Origin of the sequence: Psychrobacter sp. (assembly GCF_036731945.1) — a bacterium.
GTDB lineage: Bacteria > Pseudomonadota > Gammaproteobacteria > Pseudomonadales > Moraxellaceae > Psychrobacter.
In genome coordinates this window covers 1-15,787 of sequence record NZ_DAINDI010000031.1, presented here as the reverse complement: position 1 = coordinate 15,787, position 15,787 = coordinate 1, and the positions used below count along the sequence as shown (strand labels likewise).

Below are 15,787 nucleotides of genomic sequence, written 5' to 3'. Positions count from 1 at the left end.
CTAGACTCTGAATGGAGACGACACCCGCCAATATCAATAGTAAAGTCACCACTGGAATCTCGAAGGTAAGCCCAAACACCATAAACAGCTTGAGCGCAAAGCTTAAATAACTGTCGATATCTGTCATCGGCAAGACGTTTTGCGGCGCAAACATAATAAAGAACTTAAGCACGCCTTTTAAAACAATAAAATAAGCAAACGCCACGCCCGCATAAAATAAAAATATCGAAGACATCAGTACAGGAATGGCGACTTTTTTCTCTTTTTTATATAACCCGGGCGCGACAAACGACCAAATTTGATACAAGATATAGGGCATTGCCAAAAATGCCGCCACAAAGATACTCAGACGTATCGGCGCCATAAAGTTAGAGGTGATATCGGTTGCTATCATCGTTGAGTTGGCGGGCAACTGGGCAACCAATGGGTCGGATAAAAAATCATAGAGCTCGCGTGAAAATCCGACCAACGCCAAAAATATCACCATTACCGCGACGCATATCTTAATCAGATGCCGACGCAATTCAATCAAATGCTCAGTAATCGGCATATCAGCCATTGAGCTTAATATATCACCAGAGTCATCATGCGCAGCGGCATCTGTAATAGCATCGATGTCTGTAGCCGTTACTTTTTCTTGACGACTTTTTTTACGCTTAAATAAACCCACTAATCATTCTCCTGCTGCTTGGCAGAAGCCTGCTGAATTGATGATTTGTTAATCGATGGTTTATTTAAATGGTTATTTAATAACGTATCGGCTTTATAATTGGGCAGGTAGGGCGGCTGCGGCAGACGCCTTGCTTTATCATAAGCGCCCAGACGGAACCACATGTTTTCCCACGGTTTGGTGATGGCGGTTTGGATCATTTGATGGGCATTGTCGTTAACATCAGTTTTTAGACTAGCGTCATTGTTTGAGTTCTGTGATTCTGATGGTTCAGGCGCTGTTAATTTTTTATCGGAGTCATAGCTGTCATAAGCGTAGTCAAATTCTTTTGGCGTTGCTAATGAATGCTCGTCTTTTTCATGATCGATTTTATTACTATCACTATCCACTTTAGCAGTATTAACTTGATGCGCAGCTTTAAGATGCTGGTTTTGCGAGGATTCAAACTCTTGCAGACTGCCGCGCATTTCTGCCATCTCACGGCGCATTTCAGCTTCAGTCTCACGAATTTTAGCCAGCTCTTTTTGCATCTGTTGCCGCGTCTCTGCCAAGTCAAGCTCAGCTTCGATTTCAGACTGCAACGTAGACACCGTGCGGCGAATTTTGGCATACCACTGCCCAGCCGTACGCGCCGCTTGGGGCAGTTTTTCTGGCCCCAAAACGATTAAGGCAATGACGCCAAAAAGCAATAATTCAGAAAACCCGATATCAAACATAATGTCCCAATGCCACTATTAAATGCTATACATTATGCTTGTCATCAACCTTAGTGGTTGTTCGCTCTTCAGTGTGCGCATTGCCATCATGATCAAGCACGACTTGCTTTTTGGCATGTTCGGTATTTTCATCTTTGACGGCTTCTTTAAAACCTTTGACCGCGCCGCCCAAATCTTTACCGGCATTTCTTAGCTTGGAGGTGCCAAATACGACCACCACCACCACCAATAAAATCAGCCAATGCGTAATGGAAAAACTACCCATGATGCTATCCTTCTGTCTTGGTTTTTAGTCTTTATATGAATACTTTGAGTGTATAGGAAGTTGCTATCGTAAACAAAAAGTATCGACATCTTATGCGAAATAAAACAGAGCTATATTATAACCTGCCGTCAGGGTAAAAAGGTGAAAGCAACAATAATCAAACAGGGTAATAGCTAATCCTATAAAAAGCTATCGAGCGGCTTTTTCATCAATGCCTGACAGACCAAAACGTCGGCCTAGCTCATTTAATACCGCTTCTGATTCTATATCAAACCATGCCAGCCCAACTAAACTATGAAACCAGACATCAGCGACCTCATAGATCAGCTCGTGACGCGCTTCGTCATACTGGGCTTTGTCGCTATTTTCATCACAATTGGCTAAGTCTTTGGCCGCGATGATACTTTCAGTACTTTCTTCGCCTACTTTTTCTAATATTTTATTGAGACCCTTGGCATATAGACTTGCCACATAAGAGCTGTCAGCGTCCGCTTTTTTGCGCTCGGCCAATACCCTATCAAGCTGCTGCAAAATAGAATGAGTGGTAACAAGGCTGTTATTTTGACGGGTGTGCGAATGGTCTATATCTTCCGCCGCCGCTTCATTAATTTTAGGCGTGGCTTTTGCTGCGGCGTTTGTCTGATAAATCTCTGCAGGATCTTTTAATACTTTATCGACGGTTTGCCATTCAGGTGTTTGCCCTGACAAATCCAAACGCTGATAAAAACAAGACTCGCGGCCAGTATGACATGCAATACCGCCCGCTTGCGTGACGCTCAGTACAATCACATCAGCGTCGCAATCTAGACGAATATCATGCACGCGCTGGGTATGCCCAGACGATTCGCCCTTATGCCATAACTTGCCACGCGAGCGCGAAAAATACACCGCTGTCTGCGTTTCGGCAGTCAATTGCAGGGATTCGGCGTTCATCCACGCCATCATCAAAATACGTCCGGATACATAGTCTTGAGCAATCGCAGGAATCAAACCATCAGCATTAAAATTTACGGCAGCAAGCCAAGCAGGTAAAGTCATAATCTATCAGTCGTCTTATAAAAGAAATGAGAAAGGGGTAAACGGTATTAAAGAAAGTATTAAAAATAGCGCTCAATCTCTACTTAAACACAGCTATCACTGACATTCAATATGTTAATGCAGGAAATAAAGCGCAATTATAACAGCAGCACGTTTTTATACGCATTGTATTTATTTAATAGCAACTAACGCACCCTATAAAATAGCGATAAAAACTTTCCTTGGCAAAACAGCGTACTATCTGCTAAAATAGCGCCTCCCACCTCGAGGCAAATAGCCGTTTAGTGCTTGTTTTTAAAGCGACTATTCGTTTTTACTATTTGACGACCAGGTTCTATCAAAGACAAAGAGGCAAATCATCATGAAAGTTAAGATGAAAACCAGAAGCGGCGCCGCTAAACGCTTCAAAAAAACAGCGAACGGCTTTAAGCGTAAACAAGCATTCAAAAGCCATATCTTGACCAAGAAATCAGCTAAGCGTATTCGCCAGTTGCGCGGTCTAAAGATGGTGGACAAGTCTGACGAAGCAGCAGTTCGTCGTATGTGCCCATACATCTAATAGCCTAACGTCATTTAGCTTTAATCAATTAAAGATATTTGATTTTGCAATTTGATAACGATGTCTATTAGTCAATTATTTGATGACATCGTGATTCGTTTAATAATGATTAAAAAATCTTGGAGTAATTTATGGCCCGTGTAAAACGTGGTGTACAGGCAAATCGCCGTCACAAAAAAATCTTAAAGCGCGCAAAAGGCTACTACGGCGCTCGTTCACGTGTTTATCGCGTAGCGGTACAAGCAGTGACCAAAGCTGGTCAATATGCATATCGTGACCGTCGCAACAAAAAACGTACTTTCCGTCGTCTTTGGATTGCACGTATCAATGCTGGTGCACGCTTAAACGGCTTAAGCTATAGCCGCCTTATCAACGGCTTGAAAAAAGCAAACATCGCTATCGATCGTCGCGTACTTGCTGACATCGCCATGCATGATGCAGCGACTTTCACCGCCTTAGTTGAAAAAGCAAAAGCGGAATTAGCCTAAATATTAATTATCCTTTAAGTATTCCGCTTGTTTGAGTGATTGCTTAGATGGATAGCACTAATATTGATTAATAGTACGATATTAATAAAAGCTACCGCTGGTCGGTGGCTTTTTTTATATTAAATTATTTTACGACCAGTTTTACACCGCAAAAACGTAAAACGTTTTTAGTGAAGTTGCACTTTTTATTGTCTAAATATTCAAGCCATTTATATCACACGCCTTTGGTTGAAAATGAATGGGTAAATGGTTTGCAATATTTGGTCAAATCCCTACAATTATAAATCACTATCCTTAATAGTCCGTTTAAATCAGGAAGAATGCGTCTTATGACTACCCCTGCTGCTACCACCGATTTGTCGGCGCTACCGACCTTGTCCACCGAGCTCAGCGAGTTAAACGAAGCTCAGTTAAATGAGTTTGCCAGTGCTGCTGAAGCGTTAGCTTTACAAGTAACCGATGTGCGCGCGCTACAAGATTTACGTGTGCAACTGACCGGTAAAAAAAGCCCATTAACCGGCTGGTCAAAGCAGATGGGCAAACTTAGCAGCGATGACAAAAAAAATTACGGCGGCTGGTTACATCAAGTGCGTAGCCGTATTCAAGATGCATTGACGGCGCAGCAGCAAGAGCTAGAAGTGGCGGCATTAAATGCCAAGCTTGCCAGCGAGAGCATTGATATTACTTTGCCTGCGCGCGGTGGTCAAAAAGGTCATCTGCATCCAGTGACCATGATTACCCAGCGTATGCAGCAGTATTTTATCCAAGCGGGTTTTAATGTTGCGACTGGCCCTGAAGTTGAGAGCGATTATTATAATTTTGAAGCGCTAAATATCCCATCGCATCATCCAGCACGGGCGATGCACGATACCTTTTATTTTGATGCGCATTATTTACTGCGTACCCATACCAGCCCCGTGCAAATTCGCACCATGGAAAAGAATGAGCCGCCGATTCGTATTATTTGCCCAGGCCGCGTCTATCGTAATGACTCAGATCAAACCCATTCGCCGATGTTCCATCAGTTGGAAGGGCTGATGGTGACAGAATCGAGCACCTTTGCTGAGTTAAAAGGTTTGATTAGCGAGTTCTTAGAAGCATTCTTTGCTAAAGAATTAACCGTGCGTTTCCGCCCGTCATTCTTCCCATTTACCGAGCCTTCTGCTGAAGTTGATATCCTCGATGATAATGGTAAATGGCTCGAAGTCATGGGCTGCGGCATGGTACACCCACAGGTGCTGACCAATTGCGGTATTGATAGCGAAAAATACACCGGCTTTGCTTTTGGCATGGGTATTGAGCGCTTTGCAATGCTGTACTACGGTATTGACGATTTACGCCTGTTTTTCCAAAACGACGTACGCTTCTTAAAACAGTTTGGCTAGATGGTCGTTATTAATACGTCACCCTTTATTCTAAAATCTTTATTATAAAATTCAGATCCGAGATATTTATGAAAATTAGCGAACAGTGGCTACGTCAATGGGTAAACCCCAACAATAGCAGTGAGCAATTGGCTGAACAGCTTACAATGGCAGGGCTTGAGATTGACGATCGCTTTGCAGTTGCTCGTGCTTTTAGCGGAGTGGTAGTAGGTGAGGTAATCAGCGTTGAACAGCATCCCGATGCCGATAAACTGCGCGTCACGCAGGTCAATATTGGTGCCGCTGAGCCGTTACAAATCGTTTGCGGCGCGCCCAATGTGACGGTTGGTATGAAAGCGCCGGTTGCGACCGTTGGTGCCGTTTTACCATCTAACGACGCAGAAGGCTTTACAATTAAAAATGGCAACCTACGCGGTGTCGACTCTAACGGTATGCTTTGCGGTGCCTCTGAAATTGATTTAATCGATAGCATCGATGGCCTGCTTGAGTTGCCAAGTGATGCACCGATTGGCATGGATATCCGTGAGTATCTGGGTTTAGACAATCAAATACTAGATATCTCTATCACCCCAAACCGCGGAGATTGCTTCAGCGTACGCGGTATCGCGCGCGAAATATCAGTCATTAACGATTTGCCGATGCAGCAGCCTGAGATTCCTGCCAACGTGCCAACTGACTCTAACGGTACTGAAAATACTACGCCAGCAGTAACAGTAAGTGCGGTTGAAGCGTGCCCACGCTATTTACTCCAATCAATCAACAACATTGATCGTAGCATCGATACGCCGAAATGGATGCAAGATGCGCTAGTCCAATCGGGACTGCGCTCGCATAACTTCTTAGTTGACGTGACCAACTATGTATTGATGGAACTCGGCCAACCGCTACATGCGTTTGATGCTGATACCATTGAAGGTGATATCGTAGTACGTTTGGCGCAGCCTAGCGAGACCATTACCTTATTAAATGAGCAAACCATTACTCTAACCGGCGATGAGTTGGTCATTGCTGATGAGAAAGGCGCATTGGCACTTGCTGGTATCATGGGCGGTCAGCGCAGTAGTGTGACTGATAGTACGACCAATATTGTCCTAGAAAGTGCCTTTTTTAACCCCTTAGCGATCGCTGCACGCGCTCGCCGTTTTGGTCTGCATACCGATGCCTCACAACGTTTTGAGCGTGGTGTTGATTTTGAATTGCCAGCGTTAGCACTAGCGCGTGCTGTTGATTTGATTACCAGTGTCACGAACTCGCAAGCTGGGCAAATAGTAAAAGTAGAAAATAGCGAGCACTTGCCAGCACGTACGCCGATTACTTTGCCAATTAACAAGGTCCGTGAGGTCATCGGAATTGAGATTGACCCATCCGTGATGGTGCGTATTTTGACTCAATTAGGCTTTGAGGTAGAGCAGCAAGCCGATAGACTGATTTGCACGCCGCCATCGTATCGCTTTGATATGAGTATTAAGGAAGACTTAATCGAAGAGATTGCCCGTATTTACGGTTATGATAATATTCCAAGCGTCTTGCCACATTTGCAAGTCAGTATGGATTATGACGATACCGCAGACTTGACGCACGAGATGAAGCTCGCGCTAGTCGATAATGGCTATATGGAAGCCATTAGCTTTAGCTTTAGTGATGCAAAAATAGAAGCCTTGCTCGATGATAAAGCGCTGGGCGAAGTGTTGGCATTGGCCAATCCTATCTCTAGCGACTTGGCAGTGATGCGCCGTACTTTGCTATCAAGCTTATTGCCTTGTGTGCAATATAACCTCAATCGTCAGCAGCCGCGCGTGCGTTTCTTTGAAACGGGTTTAAGCTTTGTCGGTCAAAGTATTAGCGAGTTGGTACAAACGCCAAGTATTGCGTTAGTCGCAGTTGGCGATGTTTGGGATGAGCAAGCGTATCAAAACCGTGCGCTAGACTTTTATGATCTTAAACATGATATTGAGCAGTTATTACCTGCGCAAATCGACAGTGCGCGTATCCGCTATGAGCGTAGTGCGCTTGCCTTCTTACATCCGGGTCAAAGCGCCAAGCTTTATATCGATGAGGTATACGTCGGTTGGTTGGGTCAACTCCATCCTAATACCGCTAAACAGCTAGACTTGCCAGCGACGTGGGTGGCGCAATTGTCACTGGCGCCATTATTAACTTTGGTGCGTGAACAACACGCTATCACCACGCCAAGCAAATTCCCACAAGTGCGCCGCGATATCGCCATCTTAGTCGATAGTGACATCAGCTTACAGACCCTGCAGGCGACGATTCGTGCCACAGCTGGTGAATTGCTGACAGATTTATGGTTATTTGATGTGTATCAAGGCGACAAAGTACCGACCGGTCAACGCTCTTTAGCGTTTGCTTTAATATGGCAAGACAAAGCACAGACCTTATCTGATGACGCAGTAAAAACGGCGACAGATAAAGTCGTGCAAGCGCTAACTGAACAGCACGCCGCTCAGTTGCGTGATAGCTAAAACCAAGATACAACCATCTAAAACGCTCTATAGCCTCTGCATAAATGAGGCTATGGCGTTTTGCTATTTATAAAAATGTTTATCTTAGATAAATTTTCATCTTTAAAAAAGTTAAGTGGTTATTAATAAAGGATTTTCATGCAGACTTTATGAAAAAGAGGACAAAAAACCTTTATAATAACTAACATTAATTCTCATACCGCTAAACCATGATATTCGACATCACGACATAGCATAGGAGTCGTACTGTGAGCACCTTAACCAAATCTGACATGATTGAGCATTTGATGAGTCATCTTAACCTGACACGCCAAGAAGGCCGCTGTTTGGTGGAGAATTTTTTTGACGAGTTGTCAGAGAGTTTGATTGATGGCAAAGAGGTCAAGCTGTCAGGCTTTGGCAACTTTGAGCTTAAAGATAAAAACAGCCGTCCTGGGCGCAACCCAAAGACAGGCGAGCCTGTTGCCGTGTCAGCACGCCGCGTCGTCACCTTTAAAACTGGCCAGAAATTTCGCCAGCAAGTGGATGAGCGCTTATTTGACCAATAATAATCTCGGCAGTAAGTGAAAATGATGGTTATCACAGTCTATTGAATATATTACTGTGATAACCATCATTTTTTATGTAGCGCTTTTATATCATACTACTTTTTATAAAACATAAATAGTAGACATAAAAAAAGAGAGCATAGGCTCTCTTTTTTTTACTGCAGTACTTTTATTATGAAAAATAAAAATTACTGAGCTGGTTCTTCAACAACAACTTCGTCAGCAGCGTCAACAGCTGGAGTTTCGCTAGCTACATCAACGCTAGTAGTAGTACCGTCTACAGGTACTTCAGCATCAACTTCGTCAGTAGCAGTAGTAGCTTGTGCATCAGCGATATCAGCTTCAGCATCAGCTACAGCAGCTTCAGCTTCTGCAGGTACCGCTTCGCCTTCAGCAGCAGCTTCGTTTAGCTCTTCAGAAGCGTCTTGCACTTCTTCTTGCGCGTCAGATAAATCTTCAGCAGCGTTTTCTTTGTTGCTATCACAGGCAGTAAGGCCCATAGTTGCAGTCATGATACCAGCTAGAGCAAGTAATTTAAGTTTCATAGGGTTTCTCCGGGAAAATGAAATGATCAGTAGCAGCAAAAAAGGTTGAATATCCGAGATGTCCCAGAATTCAACTAGTATTAATTACAGCTACTCAGCTTTCACGCATTCTATATGATTTCTTTCTGCATGGAAAGAGGTTGTACAATTAAGTAACAATAAAATTGTAAACCGACTTTTAACTTGCTCATTTAATATACTTTTTAATACAACATGCCAAATTAATCGACGTATAATCAATGACATCAGGACGTTTTAGCGCTTTTTTGATAAAAGGATTTTCTTTAGGATTTTAAGCGTGTTTTGAGATTATTGATAGGCTATTTATCAATAAAATTGACATTAAAATAAAGCAAAAATATAGAAGCGATTATGGTTGAAAGCTAGAATATAAAATCAACGGAATGAGTCATGTATCTTATAACATTAATAATCAAATAATAGGGTTTACTACGATAGTGATAGGCATGCTATTGGATTTTTAGGAGAAACATTATGAAGTGGCAAGACAGACGTGGCAGCTCAAATGTGCGCACCACCAGTGGCGGCGGCAAAATGATTGGTGGCGGTATTGGCGGTATTATCATTGCTGGTATTTTATGGCTAGTGTTTGGAGTCAATCCGATGACCGCCTTGCAAACGGGGCAAGTGATTACGGGCGGCGGCAATACGTCTACCCAACCTGCCACTAGTGATGACCGTGATACACGCTTTGTAAAAGTTGTATTGGCGGATACAGAGGAAGTTTGGCATCAGATATTTAACGAGGCGGGGAGCACTTATAAAGAGCCGTCATTGATTTTATTTAATGGACAGGTCAGCTCAGCTTGCGGCAGTGCCAGCGCCGCCACCGGGCCTTTTTATTGCCCCGGCGATCAAACGGTATATTTGGATACGTCGTTTTTTGTAGAAATGCGTCAAAGTTTGGGTATTACTGGCGATGAACAAGGCTCAGGCGATAGTGAAAATCAAGGTAAAGCGGGAGACTTTGCGCAAGCCTATGTCATCTCTCATGAGGTCGGTCACCACGTGCAGACTTTGCTTGGTATTACTCAGCAAGTCAATGAAGCCAGTCGTCAAGTAACACGCGCGCAGGCCAATAAATTATCCGTCATGCAAGAACTACAAGCCGATTGTTTTGCAGGCGTCTGGGCGCAGCGCAATCAAGAGCGCGTACAGTTCTTAGAAGCGGGAGACATTGATGAAGCCATCAATGCGGCCAGTCAAATCGGTGATGACCGTTTAGCGCGTGCCAGTGGCGGTGGTACCAGATAATTTCACTCATGGAACCAGTCAACAGCGCGTGCAATGGTTTACCCGTGGTTTAGAGAGCGGTAATGTGCAAGCGTGCGATACTTTTAGCGGCGCGCTATAGAGTTTAGTAGGGCGTTATAGGAATATTTAGGTATTACTTACCCTATAAACGTAAAAAAGCCTGCAAATCCATTGCAGGCTTTTTTCTTGCTAACTATTTAATAGTCAGCTATCTTCTTTCAATACTCATAGAATCTATCATCTTAATTAAGATAATGATTTAATCATAGCTAACGAATAGTAATTAACGAGTTTGGTCAAGGATATAAGCACCTGCGCCGCCGATTGCTGCGCCGCCGATTGCACCGCGAGCGATGTCTTCGGTCAACAGTGCCAGGTGGGCGGCGGCGTCCTGCGCCAGCCGCTGCACCAGCAGTTGCGCCTTTAGCAGTGTTGCTCAAGCCGCTGTTATAACCATAACCATTGTTAGCACAACCGCCCATCATCAAAGCTGAGCTTGCAATCGCAGTTAGTGCAAAAGTTTTAGCAAATTTCATGGTATCACCTATTAAGTTGTCAAATTTGAAATCCAATATACAGGATGTATCTAAATATGTCTGTACTACTTTTAATAATAGCTTGTTTGTCTCTATCAAGCCGTAGTAGAAACGCTAAGCTTTGCAAATATACGGTAAATTATGTTACTTCGCTGTATCATTGGTAGGGGTTTTGCTTATAGTTATTGTATTTATAATGATAGTCCGCTAACTGTTTTTTGCAATTGCGTAATTGCAAAACCAAAAAGACCACATAAAGTGGTCTTTTTTAATCTATAAGTCATGCTATCGGTCTAATTTTGTGACTTACGTTTCATTTGCTCAAAGAATTCATCGTTGGTTTTGGCTTCTTTTAAACGATCAAGCAAAAACTCAGTCGCTTGCACGCCATCCATCGGTTGTAACAGTTTACGCAATATCCAAACTTTACGTAGTTTGTCCTCATCAAGCAGGCGCTCTTCGCGGCGGGTACCGGATTTTTTGATATTAATCGCAGGGAAGACGCGTTTTTCGGCTAAGTCACGCTCAAGGGTGATTTCTTGGTTACCCGTGCCTTTAAACTCTTCAAAGATAACGCTGTCCATTTTACTACCTGTATCAATCAAGGCACTGGCAATAATGGTTAAGCTGCCGCCTTCTTCGACGTTACGTGCCGCGCCAAAGAAGCGTTTTGGACGCTCAAGGGCGTTGGCATCCAAACCACCGGTCAATACTTTACCAGATGATGGAATAACGGTATTGTAAGCACGGGCAAGACGGGTGATAGAATCAAGCAAAATGACCACGTCTTGCTTGTGCTCGACCAAACGTTTGGCTTTTTCGATGACCATTTCGGCGACTTGGACATGGCGCTGCGGTGGCTCATCAAAGGTTGAGGCAACGACTTCACCGCGCACAGTGCGTTCCATCTCGGTCACTTCTTCTGGACGCTCATCAATGAGCAAGACGATAAGATAGCATTCAGGATTATTGCGGGTAATAGACTGAGCAATAGATTGCAAGAGCATGGTTTTACCCGCTTTTGGCGGTGCAACGATAATCGAGCGCTGTCCTTTACCAATCGGGGCAATCAGGTCGATGATACGACCAGTCAAATCTTCAGTGGTGCCATTACCAAGCTCTAGCTTTAATTGCTCAGTTGGAAATAATGGCGTTAAGTTCTCAAAAATCAGCTTATGACGCGAGCGATCTGGGGTATCAAAGTTGATTTCGCCAACTTTTAGTAGCGCAAAATAACGCTCAGAATCTTTAGGCGGACGAATGGTGCCCGCAATACTGTCGCCTGTCTTGAGACTAAAACGGCGAATTTGGCTCGGACTGACATAAATGTCGTCAGGGCCTGCTAAATAAGAGCCCTCTGATGAGCGTAAAAAGCCAAAACCATCAGGAAGTACCTCAAGCACACCGTCGCCGTAGATGGCTTCGCCGTTACGGGCGTGGGTTTTTAAGATAGCAAAGATAATGTCTTGTTTACGGCTACGCGCCATATTATCAAGGCCCATTTCTTTGGCGATGGCCAATAGCTCAGCGATTGATTTTTTCTTTAGTTCAGTAAGATTCATAGATAGGTCATTAGCAGTTGATCAGATGAGAGATGCCATTATCAGCACAAATCACGACAAGGATTAAACAGTGAGTGTAGGGCGATAGAGGGTATATACACAGGGCTTGGGGCTTATGTAGGATTTGTTTTACGTGCCAGCTTATAAACGCCTTACAAGACAGTCAGGCAGGTTTATAAAAAGTGAAGATAAAGAAGTCTACATAAGAGTCTGCGTCAAAAACTCAATATCAGTAATTGTGTTTAGTCATTGCGTTCAGTAGTGGTGTTTTATAATGACGATTGTGTTTTTGTTGATAAACACGAGGAGAATAGCGACAAGACACTTAGGAAAATGATTAGTTTTCTCTTGTCAGCAGACTATACGGCGTTCAAGACAGCCTTGTCAATAATTTTTGCCAAAAAAGCTATAATATCCAGCTTTTTGCTCAGAAAAGCAGCAAAAAAGCCATTAGCTCAAAAAGATAATGGCTTTTTCAATACGTACTTTATAAATATCATAGCGCGTTCTTTAAAATCGCTATTTTTAACAAACGCCTTTTAGCGATTATTAAATGGCGTTTATTAACCGAACTTATAGATGTTTATCTAATACTTTAGCAAGTTCAGCTTTTGGCTGTAAGCCCATGACTGAATCGACTTTTTCGCCATCTTTAAAGACAAATAGCGTTGGAATGTTGCGGATACCAAAACGGCTCGCTGCTTGTGGGTTGTTATCGACGTCGACTTTAACTTTACCTTGGTACTCGCTCGCCAAATCTTCTAAAATAGGCGCGATGGCTTTACAAGGACCACACCAAGTTGCCCAAAAGTCTACTAGCACTGGCATATCAGATTGTAGGACGTCTTGGTCGAAGTTTGCATCAGTAGTATTAACAATAAGGTCTGACATAATTTATCTCTCTTGTTTTATTATTTCTATCACCAGTCATCATAAAATACGGCTGTCATATTCGAGCGATGAGTGGTTAAAGAATGGTTGGAAGGTGGTGAAAATCTGCCATTATATTAACATGTTTGCTCAAAGTTGACAGATGCAGGCGGGTTAAAATGTTTAACAATTACTATTAGCACAATAAATCGACACATAATGACACAGGTTATGTTTTATCTGTCACCCTAATCTCTTGCGAGCATTATTCTACATCTAGCATGTTTACCGTGTAGCGCCGTTAATATTTCTAAACCCTAATATCATTTATTGCCTTATTAGAATAATCTATTTTTAAACTACCAACCTTTTATATAAGTAGCCCATTTTTATGCCTTTTACCGATGAAGCAATAAACGCCTTAAATGCCCAAGAAAACGCCTATCCTCTTGCGTTTTTCCAAAAATTCGCCCAAGACATTACTGTCTATGAAGACGATGACATTTGGGTTGTTGATAAGCCCGCCGGACTGTTAAGCGTCGATGGTAAAAGCCTTAAGGTAAGTTTATTGGCACGGCTTGAGCGTGCCAATCCAGCGGTAAAGTTGATCCATCGTCTAGATATGGATACTTCAGGGCTGCTTATTTTTGCCAAAAATGCCGCCGCGCAAAGCCATATTAGTAAGCAATTCATCGACCGGCTGCCGCAAAAAAGCTATCAAGCGCGCGTCTTTGGGGGGTGGCAGCATGTTGGTGCCAAAGGTGAGATATCAGTGCCGGTACGCTATGAGCCCACGACCAAACCGCGACATATCGTTGACCATGATTGGTCAAAGCATGCATTGACGCTGTATGAGGTATTGGCGCATGAAGAATGCAATGGTCAGGCCGTCACTCGCGTGCTGTTAAAGCCCGTGACTGGTCGTAGTCATCAGCTGCGCGTGCATATGGTGCACGTCGGTCATGTGATGATTGGCGACCCAATCTATGCTGAAGGTGACGCCTTAACGATTGCGCCAAGGCTGAATTTACATGCCCAGCAATTGCGCCTTAAACATCCAACCCTTGGTGCTTGGATGGATTGGGAAAGCCCATGCCCTTTTTAGCAACTCCTTTCTAATAAGCTATTTTTAACAAATCTTTTTAATAAGCCTATTCTAAATAGCTTTTTTTAAATCAATCATGCAAAAACAAGGATCGTATTATGCTTGATATCAATACCGCTAAACAGACGCTTAAACAGCGCTTTAAACCTAAATCGTCGTCATCTACCTCAAAGACGCCCGTCGATTGCGAGGTACTTATCATCGGCGCAGGGATTGCCGGTATCGGTATGGCATGTCGATTACAGCAGCAAAAGCATAAAGCGCTGTTTGGGCAGAAAAGCCCGAGTCGCTTAAAACAGCGAGCAACAAGAAAGCGGCAAAAAACTAGCCAGCGCTTTGTGGTATTAGAAAAACGCGCAGATTTGGGCGGTACGTGGGATTTGTTTACTTATCCTGGTATTCGTTCCGACTCTGATGCTTTAACCTTTGGCTATAGCTTTCGTCCGTGGTTGGACCATCGAGTATTGGCAAAAGGCGGTGATATTAAAAACTATATTGCCGATACCGCGCGTGAGTTTGGCGTCTCTGAGCACATTCGCTATCAGCACGAAGTACAGCAGCTATCATGGTCAAGCCATAGTCAGCAGTGGACGGCAACGGTAAAAAATCATGTAAGCGGCGAGGTATTTGCCTTAACGGCAAAGTTTGTCGTCGGTGCTACAGGCTACTATGATTATGAGCAAGGTTATCGTCCTATTTTTGAAAACGAAGCAGATTTCCAAGGTGAAATCATCCATCCGCAGCATTGGCAAAATGTGATTTATGACGATAAAAAAGTCGTCATAATCGGTAGTGGGGCGACGGCGATGACGCTATTGCCTGCCATGGTCGATGAAGCGGGCGAGCAATGCGCGCAGCACGTTACTATGCTACAACGCTCGCCAACCTATGTGGCAAGCGTACCGGGCGATGATTATGCGCTTGATTGGCTGGCAGGTAAATTTTCGCCGTTATCAAAAACGCAAGCTTATAAGCTACTGCGCGCGCGTAATGTGTTGATGCAACAAGGGACGTATCGAGCGGCGGTGTTTGCGCCCAAGGTGATAAAAGCCTTATTAAAACGTGGTGTTAAAACCGAGTTAAAAGGCAGCGGGGTTGATATTACGCATTTTATGCCTACTTATAATCCGTGGGATGAGCGACTTTGCGCGGTGCCAGACAGTGATTTGTTTAAGGCATTACACGGTAAGCGCGCTGCCGTCGTGACCGATCAAATCAGCCACTTTACCAAAACTGGTATCATGCTTGACTCTGGTAAACACCTTGACGCTGATATCATCGTTACCGCAACGGGGTTAAAGCTGCAAATGCTTGGCGGCGCGAAACTATATATCGATGGACAGGCAATTGATATTTGGTTATACCAATGCGTCGTGGACGCTCAAAATCGATTTGGCTTGTCAGTATGTGCTGCGCTTGCTCAACCATATGCATAAGCACGGTTATCAGGTGGCAGTGCCACAAGCAAAAACTGCGCATAGCGAGGCGCATACGCAGCCGGATACAGTCATGGGCGCGTTATCGGCAGGCTACGTGCAGCGCGCGCAACACGAATTACCGAAACAAGGCGATATTTATCCTTGGCGGGTCACCAATAATTATCTGAGTGACCGCGTGATGCTTAAATACCGTAAAGTAAAAGATGACTGGTTAAATTTTAGTCGTTAAGTGTTATAAGGGCGTGTCTTCAATTCAATCGATGGACATCTAAATGGTCTAAAAATGGCTAAATTTTGCCAAAC

General features: G+C 43.7%; 14 protein-coding genes and 2 pseudogenes. 8 read left to right on the top strand and 8 right to left on the bottom strand.

The window, feature by feature from the left end; all coding sequences use genetic code 11:
• The 4 genes from tatC to hisI all read right to left on the bottom strand — a co-directional run.
• Window positions 1-670 (bottom strand): twin-arginine translocase subunit TatC (gene tatC, locus V7D75_RS07955; RefSeq protein ID WP_333614134.1); only part of this gene is annotated, 670 nt, incomplete at its 3' end.
• Window positions 670-1,386 carry a Sec-independent protein translocase protein TatB gene (gene tatB, locus V7D75_RS07950; protein WP_333614133.1) on the bottom strand — a complete coding sequence of 239 codons (717 nt, stop codon included), beginning with the start codon at window positions 1,384-1,386 and terminating at the stop codon, window positions 670-672. The genes tatC and tatB, both read right to left, overlap by 1 nt.
• Window positions 1,387-1,411: 25 nt before the next feature.
• Complete coding sequence (tatA, locus tag V7D75_RS07945) at window positions 1,412-1,651, bottom strand: Sec-independent protein translocase subunit TatA (RefSeq protein WP_296191325.1); 240 nt, start codon at window positions 1,649-1,651, stop codon at window positions 1,412-1,414.
• Window positions 1,652-1,840: 189 nt separating this feature from the next.
• The gene (hisI, locus tag V7D75_RS07940; protein ID WP_333614132.1) at window positions 1,841-2,689 is read right to left on the bottom strand and encodes a phosphoribosyl-AMP cyclohydrolase; all 849 of its coding nucleotides are present in this window, start codon (window positions 2,687-2,689) and stop codon (window positions 1,841-1,843) included.
• Window positions 2,690-3,050: 361 nt separating this feature from the next.
• Between hisI and rpmI the strand changes: the two genes are divergently transcribed.
• The 5 genes from rpmI (at window position 3,051) to V7D75_RS07915 (ending at window position 8,152) form a co-directional block, all read left to right on the top strand.
• Window positions 3,051-3,248, top strand: coding sequence for a 50S ribosomal protein L35 (gene rpmI / locus V7D75_RS07935; protein WP_011281253.1), 198 nt, complete (start codon window positions 3,051-3,053; stop codon window positions 3,246-3,248).
• 131 nt (window positions 3,249-3,379) lie between these two features.
• Entirely contained in the window at window positions 3,380-3,736 is a 357-nt protein-coding gene (gene rplT / locus V7D75_RS07930) for a 50S ribosomal protein L20 (protein WP_058369591.1), read from the top strand.
• 329 nt (window positions 3,737-4,065) lie between these two features.
• On the top strand, window positions 4,066-5,121 hold the full coding sequence (gene pheS / locus V7D75_RS07925; protein ID WP_333614131.1) for a phenylalanine--tRNA ligase subunit alpha: 1,056 nt from the start codon (window positions 4,066-4,068) through the stop codon (window positions 5,119-5,121).
• Window positions 5,122-5,189: 68 nt separating this feature from the next.
• A complete protein-coding gene (pheT, locus tag V7D75_RS07920) occupies window positions 5,190-7,604 on the top strand; it encodes a phenylalanine--tRNA ligase subunit beta (RefSeq protein WP_333614130.1) in 2,415 nt (804 codons plus the stop codon).
• Between the two features lie 248 nt (window positions 7,605-7,852).
• Complete coding sequence (locus V7D75_RS07915; protein WP_011281249.1) at window positions 7,853-8,152, top strand: integration host factor subunit alpha; 300 nt, start codon at window positions 7,853-7,855, stop codon at window positions 8,150-8,152.
• Between the two features lie 188 nt (window positions 8,153-8,340).
• On the opposite strand, the gene V7D75_RS07910 is transcribed toward V7D75_RS07915, so the two are convergent.
• Window positions 8,341-8,697 carry a hypothetical protein gene (locus V7D75_RS07910; RefSeq protein WP_198328953.1) on the bottom strand — a complete coding sequence of 119 codons (357 nt, stop codon included), beginning with the start codon at window positions 8,695-8,697 and terminating at the stop codon, window positions 8,341-8,343.
• Window positions 8,698-9,192: 495 nt separating this feature from the next.
• Here V7D75_RS07910 and ypfJ point away from each other — a divergent pair.
• Window positions 9,193-10,072, top strand: a pseudogene (ypfJ, locus tag V7D75_RS07905) (KPN_02809 family neutral zinc metallopeptidase).
• A gap of 196 nt (window positions 10,073-10,268) precedes the next feature.
• Here ypfJ and V7D75_RS07900 read toward each other — a convergent pair.
• The 3 genes from V7D75_RS07900 to trxA form a co-directional block, all read right to left on the bottom strand.
• Window positions 10,269-10,508: a hypothetical protein gene (locus V7D75_RS07900; protein WP_333614129.1), complete on the bottom strand. Its 240-nt coding sequence runs from the start codon at window positions 10,506-10,508 to the stop codon at window positions 10,269-10,271.
• 293 nt (window positions 10,509-10,801) lie between these two features.
• Entirely contained in the window at window positions 10,802-12,070 is a 1,269-nt protein-coding gene (gene rho, locus V7D75_RS07895) for a transcription termination factor Rho (protein ID WP_068403707.1), read from the bottom strand.
• A 573-nt stretch (window positions 12,071-12,643) separates the two neighbouring features.
• Window positions 12,644-12,961 (bottom strand): thioredoxin, encoded by a 318-nt coding sequence (trxA, locus tag V7D75_RS07890; protein ID WP_333614128.1) that lies wholly within the window; start codon window positions 12,959-12,961, stop codon window positions 12,644-12,646.
• A gap of 370 nt (window positions 12,962-13,331) precedes the next feature.
• Here trxA and V7D75_RS07885 point away from each other — a divergent pair, with 370 nt between their 5' ends.
• A complete protein-coding gene (locus V7D75_RS07885) occupies window positions 13,332-14,045 on the top strand; it encodes an RluA family pseudouridine synthase (RefSeq protein WP_333614127.1) in 714 nt (237 codons plus the stop codon).
• Between the two features lie 227 nt (window positions 14,046-14,272).
• Window positions 14,273-15,713, top strand: a pseudogene (locus V7D75_RS07880) (flavin-containing monooxygenase).
• Window positions 15,714-15,787 lie beyond the last annotated feature (74 nt).